This window comes from Pseudomonas sp. UBA7500 (assembly GCF_002478435.1).
GTDB lineage: Bacteria > Pseudomonadota > Gammaproteobacteria > Pseudomonadales > Pseudomonadaceae > Aquipseudomonas > Aquipseudomonas palmensis.
Genome location: NZ_DLNW01000034.1, coordinates 41,709 through 58,665 on the forward strand (window position 1 = coordinate 41,709; position 16,957 = coordinate 58,665).

The following is a 16,957-nucleotide window of genomic DNA, read 5'->3' on the forward strand; positions in this document are numbered from 1 at the left end:
GCGATTACTCGATGTTGAGGCGACGTTTGGCCTGGGCGCGCAGCGAGAAGAACGCCACCAGGCTGACCAGGGCAACCCCCAGCAGGGTCAACAGCAGCAGCGCCGGTACATGCTGGGACAGCAGCCACTGGATGTAACGGAACGGCCCCAGGTGCCCCACGTAGTAGGCCTGCTCGGCCACCAGCGATTCGACATTCCTGCCGTTGATCACCACAAGGCTGCCTTGCAGTGCCTGGGTGTACTGTTCGCCGCCGATCAGGGCGTCGGTGACCTCCACCAGGTTCTGCGGCTGCGGGCTGGACAGCACCACCACGCTGCGCCCGCTCTTGAGCGGCGACTCGAACCCGGTGACGTACGAGCTGCGGTTCTCGCCGGTGAAGGTGAGCGCACCGCGCGCGGCGCGCAGGTTGGCCTTGGGATCGGGGCTGATCCATTCGCGCAGGCGCATCGGCAGGTCGGAGAACTCCACGTAATGCCTGGCGTCCTGGGTCCTGCTGGGCAGGTAGTCGGCCCAGGTCTTGAGCAGTGGCTGGTTGTCGCCGGAAGCCAGCACCAGCAGGTCCTTGTCGGCCAGGGCATCGACCTGGCCGGCCTGGGCCACGGTGACGGCGGTGGCCGGGTAGCCGGTGGAGTCGCCAAAGCGTCCGAGCACGGTGAGGTAGGCGCTCCAGTCGGCGCTGCCGGCGTTGTCGGGCAGTATCACCGCCGAGTCGGACAGGTCGGCCAGGCGCGTGAACGGGAAGCCGCTGTCCTTGAACACGCCCAGGTTGGGCATGGCGATGAAGTGGTCGTAGCCGCTCAGGTCCAGGGTGGAGTCCGGGTCGATGGCGCCGCGCATGTTGTCGATGATGATGTCGCGGCATTCACCCTGCTTGATGTAGTCGTACATGAAGCGGAACTGCAGGCGCGACTGCAGGGCGACCGAGTCCAGCGGCAGCAGCATGCTCGCCTCGCGGGCGATGCTGTCGTCTTTCTTCAGGGCTGCCAGCAGGCTGTCGCCGCCGCCCAGGCGCTCGATCGAGGGCAGGTTCATCGACTTGATGAAAGTGTCGTTGAAGCTCACCAGCAGCGAAGAGTTGGACGAGGTCTGCTGTGGGGTGTAGCGGTACTTGAGGTCCAGCCGGGCGCCCTGTTCGCGCCAGTTGAACAGGTCGGGTGGCAGGCGCACCGGCACGGTGATCATGCCGGGGTTGTAGCCCGACACATTGAGCTGACGCGGGTCGATCAGCTCGCCAAGGCGCACCGGGCGATCGGTCGGCAGCCAGTTGGGCGCGTCATACGGCTGGCGTGGCTGCAGCGCATTGACGGTGTCGATCTGCACGCTGGGGCCGGAGAAGCTGCGGTAGCCGATCACCAGGGCGGTGGCGGCGCGCTTGAGTTCGGCGCTGTCGCGTCCGGCGATGACCAGCAGCTTGCCGTGCGGGTCGTTGGGGTTGCTCACCAGCGACAGGGTCGGGCCCTTGAGGTCGGGCAGCGTCAGGCCCTCGACCTGGTTGGCCTCGGCGGTGTTGACCAGCACCACTGCGTTGCCGCTGGCGGGCAGGCTGTGCAGGTTGGTGGGGAAGTTTGCGCCACGGTAGCTGGCCAGTGCACCGATCCACGACGACACCGCGCCCGCCGCTTCGAGGGTGGTGTTGTCGGGGGCCACGGCAAACACGAACGGCAGGCTCAGGGCGCGTGGGTCGCGACGATCGAACAGCGGCAGCGGCAGCAGGGCCAGGTCGTTGGGCAGCACCACCGGCTTGACCTGCAGGCTCAACTGGCTTTCGTTGCTGATCTTGGCCCACAGGCTCGAATGCAGCGGGTCTTCGCACTGCATGGTGTAGTGGCCGATCAACTGCACGCCGAGCCGGTTGAACTCGGTGATCAGGTACGGCGGAATGTCGATCACCTGCTTTTGCAGGACGCCGGCGTTTTCCTTGGGCAACGGCAGGCTGGCGGCCACTTCGTCGTTGACCATGATGTTGATCTGCGAGAGGTCGCTGAGCAGCGCTGGCGAATAGGTGTATTGCAGGGTCAGTTGCGCGCCGGTCACCACCTCGTCGGCCCGCACGTCGAAGTTGACCGTGTCGGTCGACTCCACGCCACGCAGGCTCATGGTGTAGTTCTTGCCCAGCTGCTTGAGGCTGAGCTGGTACTTTTCGCCGGCCGCATCCGGTGCCGCCGGCGCCGTTTCGCTGGCGGCGGGCTCCGTGGCGGGCGCCGCTGCGCTGGCCGCGACCTCATCGGCCTGGGCAGGTTGCAGCAGGCTGCCCAGGCACAGCAGCGAGCCGGCGAGCAGACGGCGAGAACGGCGCGACAGGTTCACTTGTTGGTCGGTATGAAGCATGACGGTCATTGCGAGTCCAACGAAGGTTCGAGGTGGGTGGGGGCTTGCTTGCGCTTGTAGCGACGATGGCGCAGGGCGCTGAGGGTCGCCTGGGCCAGGTCCATGATGCCGCGCACGCCGATGCGGCTCACATCGTGCAGGGCGCTCAACGGGGTGTCGGGCTTGCTGCCACCCCAGGTTGCGGCCCAGGTATCGGCCCGCGAGAAGGTCAGGCGCACGAAGTCGCTTTGCTGGCGCAAGGTCAGCGGCTTGAACTGCACCCCGACCATGGCGCCACGGCTGAACACCACGGTGGCCGGCAGTACGCAGGCCTGCTGCTTGCGCATCAGGATCACCTGGATGTCCTGGCCCTTGTGCAGGCTCTGGCCCTCGGGAAGCTTGAAGCCCACGCCCTTTTGCGAGAAGTCCACGGTGGTGCAGTCGATGGTGGTGCCGTCGGCGGTCTGCACCTGAATCGGCAGCTCGGCGCGCACGCGCGGCTCGGAACGCACCTGGCGGGTTTCACTGGCAACCGCAACGGCAGCGCTGGTGATGATCACGTTGTAGATCGTCCAGGCCAGGTTGATGATGATGGTGATGGCCGCGGCCGGGTCGCCCCAGATCAGTTGCACCACACCGAACACCATGCCGATCAGGTTCAGGGTCAGCAGGATGATGTAGGGGCGCGCCAGCTCCCAGTCGAAGTATTCCTTGTCGATGATGCCGCCCTTGTCGGTAACGTTGAAGCCGCCGAGCTTGGGGTTGATCAGCGCCACCAGTACCGGGCGCATGATGTACCAGGCCAGCACCGACTCGTAGACCTCGTTCCAGAACGAATGGCGAAAGCGCCCCTGGATACGCGAGTTGGTCAGGCTGGCGTGGAAGATGTGCGGCAGTACGTAGGCGGTGATCATCAGCGCCGAGGCGTGGAAGATCTGCGCGCCGAAGATCAGGTACGCCAGCGGCGCGGTCAGGAAGACCAGGCGCGGCAGGCCGTAGAAGAAGTGCAGCATGGCGTTCACGTAGCACACGCGTTGGCCGAAGCTCAGGCCCTTGCCGATGAACGGGTTGTCGGTACGGAAGATCTGCGCCATGCCGCGTGCCCAGCGGATGCGCTGGCTGATGTGCCGCGACAGGCTCTCGGTGGCCAGGCCCGCAGCCTGGGGGATCGCCAGGTACGCGGTGTTGTAGCCCTTGCGGTTGAGCTTGAGCGCGGTGTGCGCATCTTCGGTCACCGTCTCGATGGCCACGCCGCCCACTTCCAGCAGGTGGCTGCGGCGGATCACTGCACACGAGCCGCAGAAGAAGGTGGCGTTCCACAGGTCGTTGCCGTCCTGCACCAGGCCGTAGAACAGCTCGCCCTCGTTGGGCACCGAGCGGAACGTGTCGAGGTTCTTCTCGAACGGGTCGGGCGAAAAGAAGAAGTGCGGGGTCTGCAGCAGGGCCAGTTTCGGGTCCTTGAGGAACCAGCCCATCGCCACCTGCAGGAAGGAGCGCGTGGGCACGTGGTCAGCGTCGAAAATGGCGATGTACTCGCCGTCGGTGACTTTCAGGGCCTCGTTGAGGTTGCCGGCCTTGGCGTGGACGTTGTCGGCGCGCACGATGTAGTTGACCCCGATCTGCCGGCAGAACTCGCGAAAATCGTCGCGGCGGCCATCATCCAACACGTGCACGCGCAGCTTGTCGCGCGGCCAGTCGATGGCCTGGGCGGCGAAGATCGTCAGCTTCACGATGCTCAGCGCTTCGTTGTAGGTGGGGATGAACACATCCACCGTGGGCCAGTCCTTGGGGTCCTGGGTAAGAATCTTGGGCTTGCGCTGCAAGGGCCAGGCGGTCTGCATATAGCCGAACGCCAGCACCACCAGGGCATAGAACTCTGCTGCCACCAGGCCGTAACCGAACACGATGTCCAGCCAGCTGTCGAAGCCCAGCGTGTCGGTGACGCGCCAGTACACATAACGCAGGGTGGCCACCAGCGACAACACCACCATGGCCAGCACCGGCAGGCGCCCGGGCAGCTTGCGCAGTATCAGCAGGCCGGCGAAGCACAGGGCGGCGAAGGCGAACTGGCGCTCCAGCTCCAGGGGGGCGGTGACCACGGCCACCAGCAGCAGGGCGCCGATCAGGCCGGCACCGATCTTCAGCGCGCGCAGCACCGGGGCGGGCCATTGCCCGAAGCGTTCGAGCCAGACATTCAAGCGCGCAACCGTGTTGGGCGCCTGCACTGCAGACGCCTGGTCTAAGGGGGCGGTCATGGGGTACCGGACTGTTGGTGGTGATGGGCGAGGTGGGCGCCAAGGGCATGCGCCACGTCGCGCAGGTCCTGGCAGGCAGGGCTGTCGGGCACCTTGACGAACGGATCGAATTCGAAGGCCTGGGCTTCGTCCAGGCTGTGGTCGAGACGGACCATGCCCAGCAGCTCGCGACCGATGCGCTGGCGCAATACCTGGCACATGTCCAGGTCCAGCGCGCGGGTGGGGTCGACCTTGTTGATCAGGTAGCCGCAGCGCGGCGCGGGGCTGCGCTGGTGCAGGGGCGCAAGCCAGGCCTGCAGTTCATCCAGCACGCGGTAGGCGGCTGGAGTCGGCAGGGTCAGGGCCACCACCTGGTCGGCCATCTCCAGCACTGGCGCAAGCCATGGGGTGGCGCCGGTGGGCAGGTCGATGATCAGTACGTCAGCGGGTGTCAGTGCCAGCGTTGCCAATTGCTGCAGCAGCCAGCTAGGCTGGTTGGCCAGGCGCTGCTCCAGGCTGCGCAACTGGGTGGCGTCGGCGTGCCCGAATGGCAGGCATTCGGCGGTCGAGTCGGGCACTGGGTGGCAGTGGATGCTCCAGGGTTCGTCGCTGTCGGTAGCCTGGCTCAGACCGGGGGCGGTACGCGGCAGCATCAGTTGGCTGGCGAGGCTGTTCTGCGGGTCCAGGTCCAGTGCCACCACGCGACCGTGCGGGCGCTCCAGCAGCTTGGCCAGCGCGGCGGCAAAGGTGGTCTTGCCCACACCACCCTTGGCCGAAACCACAGCGATGATGCTGGCCTGGGGGCGTGTCGGTGCCGGTTTGTGCATGGCATGCTCCAGTGCACCCTGATTCAGCCCCTGGGCCGTGGCATGGCGCAGGCGAGCCGCCGCTTCGAGTTGTTCACGCAGCGACAGGGGGGCGCCGGCGGGCTGTGCAGCCGGTTCGGGAGCGGGCGGTATACGCTTCACGGGCGCGGGCACCGCAACGACTGCCGGCGCAGGAGCTGGTGCCTGTACCGGCGCAGGCACCGATGCCAGGGTCGGCGGCAGCTTCAGGGCCGCCAGGGTCGCGGCCACCGGGGCAACCGGCTCGGGCGCGGCAGCAGGTGTGATCGGTTCAGCCACCGTCAGCGCGGGTTCGAGGTATTCGAACTCGGTGTCGATTTCTTTATAGCTGTCCGCACTTGCCCCAAACCTGGTGAACAGATTTCCAATGTCGTCTGCATGACTCATATGTGTAATCCCGGCCTACGGCTATCTGATCAACTGCTGGGGCAGATAAGGTCTGTCACACTGCTAGGATGCTAATGTGTGATATCAAACTGATAGTGTCAATATTTTGTTTATTTCTGGGCTGGTTTTTCGCATTTTCGCCGAGTTAAAAAAATACCGCCATAAGTTTGACTATTTTGTCGCTGCCTGTGCAGCGCATCTGCACGATGGATGCCGTTCTTGAACAAGGTCGGCACGAACGGCATAAAGCTTAGCCTAGCTTGTAGGAAATGACTGATAAGTCGTGCTGACATATATCAGTTTGTTTCACGATTGGCACATAGGTTACCAAGCTTTGCCTGGCGCGTGTTCAGTCAGAGGACAGGCAACCGGCCAGCCCGGGCCGTTGTCCGATCAACGGTGACTGGCCGGCGTGCCCATGCACGGCGGATGCATTTTTGCCCCTGCTCCGCTAGGATTAGCGGTCTTTGGTCTATCTATCCGACGGTTTTCGATGAGTTATCAGGTTCTTGCACGTAAATGGCGTCCGCGCTCGTTCCGCGAAATGGTCGGCCAGACCCATGTGCTCAAGGCCCTGATCAACGCGCTGGACAACCAGCGGCTGCACCACGCCTACCTGTTCACCGGCACCCGCGGGGTGGGCAAGACCACCATCGCGCGCATCATCGCCAAATGCGTCAACTGTGAAACCGGCATTACCTCGACACCGTGCGGCACCTGTTCGGTGTGCCGCGAGATCGACGAGGGGCGCTTCGTCGACCTGATCGAGATCGACGCCGCCAGCCGCACCAAGGTCGAGGATACCCGCGAGCTGCTCGACAACGTGCAGTACGCGCCAAGCCGCGGGCGCTTCAAGGTCTACCTGATCGACGAAGTGCACATGCTCTCCAGCCACTCGTTCAACGCCTTGCTCAAGACGCTTGAAGAGCCGCCGCCCTACGTCAAGTTCATTCTTGCCACCACCGACCCGCAGAAGCTGCCCGCCACCATCCTGTCGCGCTGCCTGCAGTTCTCGCTCAAGAACATGACCCCCGAGCGGGTGGTCGAGCACCTGAGCCATGTGCTCGGGGTCGAGAACGTGCCGTTCGAAGACGACGCCCTGTGGTTGCTGGGCCGCGCCGCCGACGGTTCGATGCGCGATGCCATGAGCCTCACCGACCAGGCCATCGCCTTTGGCGAAGGCAAGGTGCTGGCGGCGGATGTGCGCGCCATGCTCGGCACCCTCGATCACGGCCAGGTCTATGGCGTGCTCCAGGCCCTGCTCGAAGGGGACGCACGGGCCCTGCTCGAAGCCGTGCGGCACCTGGCCGAGCAGGGGCCGGACTGGAACGGCGTGCTGTCTGAAATGCTCAATGTGCTTCACCGCGTGGCGGTGGCCCAGGCGCTGCCCGAGGCGGTGGACAACGGCCAGGGTGATCGTGACCGCGTGCTGGCGCTGGCCGGCGCTCTGCCGGCCGAAGATGTGCAGTTCTATTACCAGATGGGCCTGATCGGCCGGCGCGATCTGCCGCTGGCCCCCGACCCGCGTGGCGGCTTCGAGATGGTGCTGTTGCGCATGTTGGCGTTCCGCCCGGCCGACACCGTCGATGCGCCGACACCGACGCTAAAGTCGACGGGGATCAGCCAGGCCACAGCTGACTCCCCACCCGCGGTGGCAGCGGTCGCCGCGCCGGTGGTGGCTGCACCGGTCGTGCCCACGCCCGTTGCCGAACCTGTTGCCCGCCCGCAGCCCGAACCCGAGCCGCCGGTGCAGGCTGCGCCAGTACTGCAAGCGCAGGTTGCCGAGCCGCCCGCGCCCGAGGTCGACCTGCCCTGGAACGAGCCGGCCGCGCCTGCGCCCGAGCTTGCTGCGGCGCCTGAACCCGAACCGGAACCCGAACCTGAACCCGAGGCGATTGCTGCGCCCGTGCCAGCCGCGCCCGCGCCGGCCATCGCGCATCACGATGAGCCACCGATCGCCGACCACGCCAGCTATAGCCCGGCGGGCATGGAGCGCGACGACGAGCCACCGCTGGACGAAGATTACTACGACGCCGAGATCGACCCGGTGGGCTACAGCTACCTGGACGAGCTGGCCAGCGAGACCGCGCCGGAGCCTGCACCGGAGCCCGAGCCAGAGCCTGCTGCGCAACCGGCCACCGGCCTGGCGTTGCAATGGCTGGAGATGTTCCCGCTGCTGCCGATTTCGGGCATGACCGGCAGCATCGCCGCCAACTGCACGCTGATCGCGATGGACGGCGACAACTGGCTGCTGCACCTGGACCCGGCGCACAGCGCCCTGTTCAACGCCACCCAGCAGCGGCGCCTGAACGATGCGCTCAACCAGCACCTTGGGCGTACCCTTAACCTGAGCATCGAGCTGATCCGCCCCGAGCAGGAAACCCCGGCCCAGGCCGCGTCGCGCAAGCGTGCCGACCGTCAGCGCGAGGCCGAGGCGTCGATCGAGAACGATCCGTTCATCCAGCAGATGATCCAGCAGTTCGGCGCCACCGTGCGTCACGATACTATTGAACCTGTCGACGCCCTGGTGGCCCAGGGCGAATAACCCGTTTACCCCAGCACCGCGGTCTGCCGCGGTGTGCCAAGTAACTTGATACCGAGGTGATTCCCATGATGAAAGGTGGCATGGCCGGCCTGATGAAGCAGGCACAGCAGATGCAGGAAAAAATGGCCAAGATGCAGGAAGAGCTGGCCAACGCCGAAGTGACCGGCCAATCGGGCGCCGGCCTGGTCAGCGTGGTGATGACCGGTCGCCATGACGTCAAGCGCATCAGCCTGGACGACAGCCTGATGCAGGAAGACAAGGAAGTGCTGGAAGACCTGATCGCTGCGGCCGTGAACGATGCGGTGCGCAAGGTCGAGGCCAACAGCCAGGAAAAGATGGGTGGCATGACCGCCGGCATGCAACTGCCGCCGGGCTTCAAGATGCCGTTCTGAGGCATTGCCTGCGTGACCCTCGGTGGGAGCACAGCCAGTCGGTTGTCGCTCCCATCGTCGTTTTTCCGTTCAACCGATGATCTGCCAGGCCTTTTACCATGAGCTTCAGCCCCTTGATTCGCCAACTGATCGACGCCTTGCGCACGCTGCCGGGTGTGGGTCAGAAAACCGCCCAGCGCATGGCCCTGCAACTGCTGGAGCGTGACCGCAGCGGCGGCGTGCGCCTGGCCCAGGCGTTGAGCCAGGCCATGGAGGGGGTGGGGCATTGCCGTCAGTGCCGCACCCTGACCGAGCAGGAGCTGTGCCCGCAGTGCGCCGATCCACGGCGTGACGACACCCTGCTGTGCGTGGTGGAGGGGCCGATGGACGTGTACGCGGTGGAGCAGACCGGTTATCGCGGCCGCTACTTCGTGCTCAAGGGGCATCTGTCGCCACTGGACGGCCTGGGGCCGGAGGCCATCGGGATTCCGCAGTTGCTGGCGCGCATTGCCGAGCAGGGCAGCTTCACCGAGGTGATCCTGGCCACCAACCCCACGGTGGAAGGGGAGGCCACGGCGCATTACATCGCGCAGCTGCTGGCGGACAAGGGGCTGGTGGCTTCACGCATCGCCCATGGTGTGCCGCTGGGCGGGGAGCTGGAACTGGTGGATGGCGGAACGCTGGCGCATTCGTTCGCGGGGCGCAAGCCGATCACGCTGTGACCGTGCCGGCCAATCGCGGGTCAAGCCCGCTCCTACAGGGGTTGCGTAACACCTTGTGGGAGCGGGCTTGACCCGCGATTGGCTGCACAGCGGCCCCATCAATATTCGCTGAGCGAAAACTCGGTCAGGCAGAACGTCTGCACCCCTGCCGCCTGCAGCTTCTGCGAGCCGCCCAGCTCCGGCAGGTCGATGATCGCCGCCGCCTCGAACACGGCCGCCCCCATGCGCCGTATCAGGCTGGCCGCTGCCAGCAGGGTGCCGCCGGTGGCGATCAGGTCATCCATGATCAGCACCGCATCGCCCTCGCACAGGCTGTCGGCATGCACTTCCAGAAACGCCTCGCCATATTCGGTCTGGTAACCCTCGGCCAGCACATCGGCCGGCAGCTTGCCCTGCTTGCGAAACAGGATCAGCGGCTTGTTGAGCTGGTGGGCAATGATCGAGCCGATCAGGAAGCCGCGCGCATCCAGCGCCCCGACATGGCTGAAGTCAGCCTCGACATAGCGTTCGATGAATTGGTCGGCAACGTGGCGCAGGCCCCGAGGGGACTGGAACAGCGGAGTAATGTCGCGAAAGATCACCCCCGGCTTGGGAAAGTCCGTTACCGGGCGGATCAGGGATTTGAGGTCGAACGCATCGGTCGGCATGGGGCAGGTATCCTGAAGGGCAAACGCCAGCCAGTATACCTGCTGCGCCAGGTGTCAGCTGTCCAGCGAGCCGCCGGCCAGGGCGCACAGCTGAATCGGGTCGATGATGCGTACTTCCTTGCCTTCGGCCTCGATCAGGCCGTTCTGCTGGAAGCGCGTGAACACCCGTGACACGGTTTCCACCGCCAGGCCCAGGTAGTTGCCGATCTCGTTGCGCGACATGCTCAGGCGGAACTGGTTGGCCGAGTAGCCGCGTGCGCGAAAGCGCGCCGACAGGTTGACCAGGAAGGTGGCGATGCGCTCGTCCGCAGTCTTCTTGGACAGCAGCAGCATCATCTGCTGGTCGTCGCGAATCTCGCGGCTCATCACCCGCATCAGTTGGCGACGCAGCTGCGGCAGTTGCACCGACAGCTCGTCCAGGCGCTCGAAGGGGATCTCGCACACCGAAGTGGTTTCCTGGGCCTGCGCCGATACCGGGTAGGCCTCGGTGTCCATGCCCGACAGCCCGACCAGTTCGCTGGGCAGGTGGAAGCCGGTGATCTGCTCCTCGCCCGCGTCGCTCAGGCTGAAGGTCTTCAGGGCGCCGGAGCGCACGGCGTAAACCGAGCCGAAGTTGTCGCCCTGGCGGAACAGAAACTCGCCTTTTTTCAACGGACGCCCGCGCTTGACGATTTCGTCCAGTGCGTCCATGTCTTCCAGATTCAGCGAAAGAGGCAGGCACAAGGGCGCCAGGCTGCAATCCTTGCAATGGGCCTGGTTGTGAGGGCGCAGTTTAACTGGCTCGGACATTTTCATTCGATCCTTCTGGGGAAAGCACACATAAGCCGTAAGGGTAACTCAGACGGCCGGGTTCAGGCCAGCGTGCGCGCTTTTGGTGCGTGCTGGGCTCAAGATCGGCGATGTTTGGCCGATGACCTGGAATAGTGTCCTTAACAGGAAAGACTGTCCATGCTCTCTATCGATTCAAATCCTCTGAATAGCGCTGCAACCCAACTCAAACCCCCTGTCGCCAAGACCAATGTCGACGGTGCCCAGAGCGCCCAACCGGCCGAGGCTCCTGCCAAGGAGGGGGTCAGGGTCAACCTGTCCCTGGCGGGCCTGCAGGCGTCCAAAAGCAGCGGTGGCAACAAGGACATCGAGGAAAGCGGTCTGCCCCAGACCATCCAGCAGACCCTCAAGACCATCCGCAAGCTGCAGCAGCAACTGGCTGAAAAGATGCAGCAGATGCAGGCCGTCATGCGAGACAACTCCCTGACCCCCGAGCAGATGCGGCAAAAGGTCTCATCGCTGCAGGGTGAGATCGCCACGCTGACGGGGGCAATCACCACCGCCACCGCCAACCTGAACAAGGCCATGAAGCAGGAGAACCTGAGCCTTGATCAGGTCGCGAAGGTGTTCGAGTTGATGGGCTGATTCAAATCACCCGCGAAAACCGCTGGCGGTTGTGCAGGTCCAGGTAGGCATCGAACACCATGCATACCGAGCGTACCAGCAGGCGCCCCGCCGGCAACACCTTGATCCCGTTGGCATCCAGGCTGATCAGGCCGTCCTTGGCCATGCCCAGCAGGGCAGGCCACTGCGCGTTGAAGTAACCGCGAAAATCGAGGGTGAAGGCGCGCTCGATGGTCTCGAACTCCAGTTCGAAATGGCAGATCAGCTGCTGGATCACCGCGCGGCGGATGCGGTCGTCCTCGTTGCAGATCAGGCCGCGACTGGTGGGCAGCTGCGAGGCGCCGAGGGTGTTCTGGTATTCGTTCAGATCACTGCTGTTCTGGCAGTACAGGTCGCCGATCTGGCTGATGGCCGACACGCCAAGGCCGATCAGGTCGCAGTGGCCGTGGGTGGTGTAGCCCTGGAAGTTGCGCTGCAGGGTCGACTCTTCCTGGGCAATGGCCAGTTCGTCGTCGGGCAGGGCGAAATGGTCCATACCGATGTAGCGATAGCCTGCCTCGGTCAGCTGCTCGATGGTGTTGTGCAGCATTTCCAGTTTCAGCGCAGGCGCCGGCAGGTCGCTGCTGTCGATGCGCCGCTGGGGCATGAAACGCTCGGGCAGGTGCGCATAGTTGAACACCGAGAGGCGGTCGGGCTGCAGCTTGATCACTTCCTCGACGGTGCGTGCAAAGCCTTCGGTACTCTGCTTGGGCAGGCCGTAGATCAGGTCGAGGTTGATCGAGCGAAACTGCAGGGTGCGCGCGGCCTCGATGATCGCGCGGGTCTGCTCCAGGCTTTGCGGGCGGTTGATGGCCCGTTGCACCACGGGGTCGAGGTCTTGCACGCCCAGGCTGACACGGTTGAAGCCCAGTTCGCGCAGCAGCCCCATGGTCGACCAGTCGGCCTCGCGCGGGTCGATCTCGATGCCGTAGTCGCCCGAATCATCATCCAGCAGGTTGAAGTGCTGACGCAGGTGCGTCATCAGCTGGCGCAGTTCGGCGTGGCTGAGGAACGTCGGTGTACCGCCGCCCAGGTGCAACTGCTCCACGGTCTGGCGCGGGTCCAGGTGGCAGGCGATCAGCTGGATTTCCTGCTCCAGGCGCTGCAGGTAGGGCTGGGCGCGACCGCGGTCCTTGGTGATCACCTTGTTGCAGGCGCAGTAGTAGCAGATGTTGGCGCAGAACGGCACGTGCACGTACAGCGACAGCGGGCGCGCGGCGCGGCGGCTGTCACGCAGGGCGTGCAACAGGTCGAACGAGCCGACCTGGCTGTGCAGTTGCACGGCGGTCGGGTAGGAAGTGTAGCGCGGGCCCGCCAGATCGTAACGGCGAATAAGGTCGGGGTCCCAGTGGAGGGCGTCGAGCATGGTGGCAGTCCCTGGAATGGCGGCAGTGTCCGGAGTCTAGGGAGCGTTGTGTCAGGGCGTGTTGATTTGTATCAACGGGTGTTCAGTGCCCCATGAGCCAGTGCTGGTGCGGCCCCGGCAGGGTCCACAGGCCGAACAGGATCACCAGCAGGCCCCCCGTCACGCGTACCCCGCGCTTGCGCAGCAGGGCGCTGGTGCGCTCGGCAGCCAGCCCCGTGGCCAGCAACACCGGCCAGGTGCCCAGGCCGAAGGCCAGCATCAGCAGGGCGCTGTGGGTGGCGTTGCCCTGGCTGGCGGCCCACAGCAGGGTGCTGTAGACCAGCCCGCACGGCAACCAGCCCCACAGCGCGCCCAGCAGCAGCGCGCGCGGCAGGCTCGACACCGGCAGCAGGCGATTGGCCACCGGCTGTATGTGCCGCCACAGGCCGCGCCCCAGGCTTTCGATGCGGGTCAGGCCGCTCCACCAGCCGGCCAGGTACAGGCCCATGCTGATCAGCAGCAGCGCCGCGAGCACGCGCATGCCGGTGGCCAGCGGGCCGCCCGCCACCGCCCAGCCGGCCAGGCCCAGCAGCAGGCCGGCAGCGGCATAGCTGAGGATGCGCCCCAGGTTGTACGCCAGCAGCAGCTGAAAGCGCCGGCTGCGCTGCGCCTTGGGAATGGCCAGGGTGAGTGCGCCCATCAGGCCGCCGCACATGCCCAGGCAGTGGCCGCCCCCCAGCAGGCCGAGGATCAGCGCCGAACTCAGCAGCGGCAACAGGTCAAGCATGGGGCGGGGCGCCGCTGTCGTCGGGCTTGCGCGGCTCGGCCTGGTCCAGGGCGGCCTGGTGCTTGGGGTCCTGGTCGTCGAACAGGATGCTGTGGGCCGGGCCTTCGAGGTCGTCGTACTGGCCGCTGTCCACGGCCCAGAAGAAGATGTACACGGCGATCGCGACGATCAGCAGCGCGGCGGGAATCATGACGTAGAGCGCGGGCATGGGGTCTCCGGGTCAGGCCGTCGCGGGGTGTGCGGCGTCGACGATAGGGGCGGTGGCAGGCAGCTCGCGGATGCGCGTAAGGCGCAGGGCGTTGAGCACCACGATCAGCGAACTGACCGACATGCCGACCGCCGCCCAGATCGGAGTGATCCAGCCCAGTGCGGCGAACGGCAGCATGAGGCCATTGTACAGGCCAGCCCACAGCAGGTTCTCGATGATTATCCGGCGCGTGCGGCGCGCCAGGCCGAAAGCCTGCACCAGCGCCTCCAGGCGGTTGGACAACAGCACCGCATCGGCGCTGGTCTTGGCCAGGTCGGTGGCCGAGCCCATGGCAATGCTGATGTCGGCCGCGGCCAGCACCGGCACGTCGTTGACCCCGTCACCCAGCATCAGCACCTTGTGTCCCTTGGCCTGCAGGGCCTTGAGCCGTTGCAGCTTGTCGTCCGGGCGCAGGCCGCCGACGGCCTGGTCGATGCGCAGCTCGGCGGCGACGCTGGCCACCATCGGCGAGCTGTCGCCCGACAGCAGCAGGGTCTGCCAGCCGCGGGCACGGCAGGCTGCCAGCAGGTCCGCGGCGTCGTGGCGCAGGCGGTCGTCGAGCACGAACCAGGCCAGCGGCCCGTGGCTGTCGCCCAGCAGCAGCCACTGCCCGGGTTCATCGGGCATCGCCGGCGCTGCGCTGTGGCTCAGGGCGCACACGAAGTCGGCCTGGCCGATGCGCAGGCGGCGGTTCTCCACCTGCCCCTCAAGACCCAGCCCCGGCGTGCTCTGCACGTCGTCGGCGACCGTGATGGTGCGCCCGAAGGCGCGGGCGATCGGGTGCTCGGAGCGGCTTTCGAGGGCGGCGGCGAGGGTCAGGCACTGGTCGGCGTCCAGCGTCCCCAGCGGGCGGATGGCGCGCAATGTCAGGCGCCCCTCGGTGAGGGTGCCGGTCTTGTCGAAAATCACCGTGTCGATCTGGTTCAGGCCCTCCAGCACATGGCCGCGGGTGAGCAGCAGGCCGAGCTTGTGCAGCGTGCCGGTGGCCGCGGTGAGCGCGGTGGGGGTGGCCAGCGAGAGTGCGCAGGGGCAGGTGGCGACCAGCATGGCCAGCACGATCCAGAACGCCCGCGAGGGGTCCAGTTCCCACCACAGCAGGCCGATGGCCGCGGCGGCCACCAGCGAGAACAGCAGGAACCACTGCGAGGCACGGTCGGCGATCTCGGCCAGGCGAGGTTTTTCCGACTGGGCGCGTTCGAGCAGGCGCACGATGGCCGACAGTCGGGTGTCCTGGCCCAGGGCCTGCACCTGCACGGTCAGTACGCTCTCGATGTTCAGCGTGCCGGCCGTCACCGCATCGCCGCGCTGGCGCGGTTGCGGCAGGTACTCGCCGGTCAGCAGCGATTCGTCGACGCTCGACTGGCCGTCGATGATGCGCCCGTCGGCGGGCAGCACCGCGCCCGGGTGTACCAGGACCCGGTCGCCGGTCTGCAGCTCGCGCAGCAGGATGCGCTGGCTGTTGCCGTCGGCATCCAGGCGCAGGCACGAGGCCGGCAGCAGGTTGACCAGTTGCGCGGTGGCTGCGGCGGTGCGCTCGCGGGCACGGCGTTCCAGGTAGCGCCCGGCCAGCAGGAACAGCGCGAACATGCCCACCGCATCGAAATACAGCTCGCCGCTGCCGGTGATGGCGGTCCAGATGCCGGCGAAGTAGGCCAGGCCGATGGCCAGCGACACCGAGACGTCCATGGTCAGGTGGCGGGTGCGCAGGTCGCGGGCGGCGCCCTTGAAGAACGGCGCGCAGCTGTAGAACACGATAGGCGTGGTGAGAAACAGTGCCACCCAGCGCAGGATGGTGTGCAGCTCCGGGCTCAGGTCGATGTTGAACTCGGGCCAGGTGGCCATGGTTGCCATCATGGCCTGGAACCACAGCAGGCCGGCCACGCCGAGCTGGCGCAGGGCGGTGCGGTTCTCGCTGGCCAACTGCTCGGCGGCGCGGTCGGCCTGGTAGGGGTGGGCGGCGTAGCCGATATGGCGCAGTTCACCCAACAGTTGCGAGAGCGGCAGCTGGCTGTCGGCCCATTGCACCTGCAGGCGATGGTTGGACAGGTTCAGTCGCGCCTCGGCCACCGCCGGCAGGTTGCGCAGGTGCTTTTCGATCAGCCAGCCGCAGGCGGCGCAACTGATGCCTTCGATCATCAGGGTGGTTTCAGCGAGTTCGCCGGTGTGGCGCACAAAAGGCTTCTGCACGTCGCTGCGATCGTACAGGGCCAGTTCGTCGACCAGTTGCACGGGCAGCGCGTCGGGGTTGGCGCTGGCTTCGCTGCGGTGCTGGTAGTAGCTTTCCAGGTTGCCGGCGACGATGGCTTCGGCCACGGCCTGGCAGCCGGGGCAGCAGAATGCACGGGGTTCGCCGAGTACCACGGCGGTGAAGTGGCTGCCGGCCGGGACGGGCAGGGCGCAGTGGTAGCAAGGCGTGGGGCTGGTCATTGTTATCTATCGCAGATGGGTGGTGACCTTGTCGCGGGTCAAGCCCGCTCCCACAGGGTGTTTGAGCACCGAAAACCCTGTGGGAGCGGGCTTGACCCGCGATTGCAGTCGACTCATTTCTCGAGGTGTTCAGCCCCTTGCAGCGCCTCGTCACCCAGCATCAGCGTGGTGTCGTGCGCCACTTGCTCTTCTTCGAACAGGCGCCATACCTGGCCCTTTTCGGTACCCAGCAGCTCGACGAAACGCCGGCCCTCGACCTTGTCGCTCAACTGCCCCAGGTAACGTCCGGGCTCGCTTTCGCTGCGGGTCAGCATGATCTTGCGGTCCTTCTCCGGCTGGGTCGGCGAGATCAGGTTCAGCTCCAGGGTCTGCGGCTGGCTGTCACCGCTCAGGCGCAGGTCCACTTCGCCGGTCAGCTCGTCCAGGTGCACGCTGGCCTTGAGCTTCAGGCTCTGCCCCAGCAGCTCGCGGTCCAGCGAGCGGTTGATGCCCTTGCCAGCCTCGTAGTAGTTGTCGTTGACCAGGTTGTCCGGGTTGTTCACCGCGATGGTCACCATGGTCAGGCTCAAGGTCACCGACGTGGCCAGCACGCCGATGATGATCCACGGCCAGAGGTGGTGGTGCCAGGGGCTGGAGGCGTTTGCAGGCATGTCTCTACTCT

14 protein-coding genes are annotated in these 16,957 nt (G+C 65.9%); 4 read left to right on the top strand and 10 right to left on the bottom strand.

Translation table 11 applies throughout. From position 1 onward, the window contains the following. Window positions 1–4: 4 nt before the first annotated feature. Genes bcsB through bcsQ form a run of 3 tightly spaced genes read right to left on the bottom strand, consistent with a single transcriptional unit; the run spans window position 5 to window position 5,774 of the window. On the bottom strand, window positions 5–2,338 hold the full coding sequence (gene bcsB, locus B4I46_RS15365) for a cellulose biosynthesis cyclic di-GMP-binding regulatory protein BcsB (protein ID WP_043862370.1): 2,334 nt from the start codon (window positions 2,336–2,338) through the stop codon (window positions 5–7). Then, on the bottom strand, window positions 2,335–4,563 hold the full coding sequence (gene bcsA, locus B4I46_RS15370; RefSeq protein WP_043862371.1) for a UDP-forming cellulose synthase catalytic subunit: 2,229 nt from the start codon (window positions 4,561–4,563) through the stop codon (window positions 2,335–2,337). The genes bcsB and bcsA overlap by 4 nt, the downstream gene beginning before the upstream one ends. Continuing rightward, a complete protein-coding gene (gene bcsQ, locus B4I46_RS15375; protein ID WP_043862372.1) occupies window positions 4,560–5,774 on the bottom strand; it encodes a cellulose biosynthesis protein BcsQ in 1,215 nt (404 codons plus the stop codon). The genes bcsA and bcsQ overlap by 4 nt, the downstream gene beginning before the upstream one ends. 493 nt (window positions 5,775–6,267) lie before the next feature. Here bcsQ and dnaX point away from each other — a divergent pair, with 493 nt between their 5' ends. The 3 genes from dnaX to recR all read left to right on the top strand — a co-directional run bounded on the left by dnaX (window position 6,268) and on the right by recR (window position 9,412). Then, window positions 6,268–8,319, top strand: coding sequence for a DNA polymerase III subunit gamma/tau (gene dnaX / locus B4I46_RS15380; protein ID WP_043862373.1), 2,052 nt, complete (start codon window positions 6,268–6,270; stop codon window positions 8,317–8,319). A 65-nt stretch (window positions 8,320–8,384) separates the two neighbouring features. Beyond that, window positions 8,385–8,711 (top strand): YbaB/EbfC family nucleoid-associated protein, encoded by a 327-nt coding sequence (locus B4I46_RS15385; RefSeq protein ID WP_010226011.1) that lies wholly within the window; start codon window positions 8,385–8,387, stop codon window positions 8,709–8,711. A 98-nt stretch (window positions 8,712–8,809) separates the two neighbouring features. Continuing rightward, complete coding sequence (gene recR, locus B4I46_RS15390) at window positions 8,810–9,412, top strand: recombination mediator RecR (RefSeq protein ID WP_043862374.1); 603 nt, start codon at window positions 8,810–8,812, stop codon at window positions 9,410–9,412. A gap of 98 nt (window positions 9,413–9,510) precedes the next feature. Here recR and B4I46_RS15395 read toward each other — a convergent pair whose 3' ends face one another. Both B4I46_RS15395 and fnrA read right to left on the bottom strand, forming a co-directional pair. After that, window positions 9,511–10,059: an adenine phosphoribosyltransferase gene (locus B4I46_RS15395; RefSeq protein WP_054915581.1), complete on the bottom strand. Its 549-nt coding sequence runs from the start codon at window positions 10,057–10,059 to the stop codon at window positions 9,511–9,513. Between the two features lie 54 nt (window positions 10,060–10,113). Further along, on the bottom strand, window positions 10,114–10,848 hold the full coding sequence (gene fnrA / locus B4I46_RS15400; RefSeq protein ID WP_043862376.1) for a Crp/Fnr family transcriptional regulator FnrA: 735 nt from the start codon (window positions 10,846–10,848) through the stop codon (window positions 10,114–10,116). Window positions 10,849–11,007: 159 nt separating this feature from the next. Here fnrA and B4I46_RS15405 point away from each other — a divergent pair, with 159 nt between their 5' ends. Beyond that, window positions 11,008–11,472 (top strand): hypothetical protein, encoded by a 465-nt coding sequence (locus B4I46_RS15405; RefSeq protein ID WP_043862377.1) that lies wholly within the window; start codon window positions 11,008–11,010, stop codon window positions 11,470–11,472. A gap of 1 nt (window position 11,473) precedes the next feature. On the opposite strand, the gene hemN is transcribed toward B4I46_RS15405, so the two are convergent. From hemN to B4I46_RS15430, 5 genes are all read right to left on the bottom strand, one after another. Then, window positions 11,474–12,856 (bottom strand): oxygen-independent coproporphyrinogen III oxidase, encoded by a 1,383-nt coding sequence (gene hemN, locus B4I46_RS15410; RefSeq protein ID WP_058542025.1) that lies wholly within the window; start codon window positions 12,854–12,856, stop codon window positions 11,474–11,476. A gap of 82 nt (window positions 12,857–12,938) precedes the next feature. After that, the gene (locus tag B4I46_RS15415) at window positions 12,939–13,622 is read right to left on the bottom strand and encodes a sulfite exporter TauE/SafE family protein (protein WP_043862379.1); all 684 of its coding nucleotides are present in this window, start codon (window positions 13,620–13,622) and stop codon (window positions 12,939–12,941) included. Beyond that, entirely contained in the window at window positions 13,615–13,830 is a 216-nt protein-coding gene (ccoS, locus tag B4I46_RS15420; protein WP_054915579.1) for a cbb3-type cytochrome oxidase assembly protein CcoS, read from the bottom strand. The genes B4I46_RS15415 and ccoS overlap by 8 nt, the downstream gene beginning before the upstream one ends. Before the next feature lie 12 nt (window positions 13,831–13,842). Continuing rightward, window positions 13,843–16,296 (bottom strand): heavy metal translocating P-type ATPase, encoded by a 2,454-nt coding sequence (locus B4I46_RS15425; RefSeq protein WP_258662428.1) that lies wholly within the window; start codon window positions 16,294–16,296, stop codon window positions 13,843–13,845. Between the two features lie 113 nt (window positions 16,297–16,409). Beyond that, on the bottom strand, window positions 16,410–16,946 hold the full coding sequence (locus B4I46_RS15430) for a FixH family protein (RefSeq protein WP_043862382.1): 537 nt from the start codon (window positions 16,944–16,946) through the stop codon (window positions 16,410–16,412). Between the last annotated feature and the right edge of the window lie 11 nt (window positions 16,947–16,957).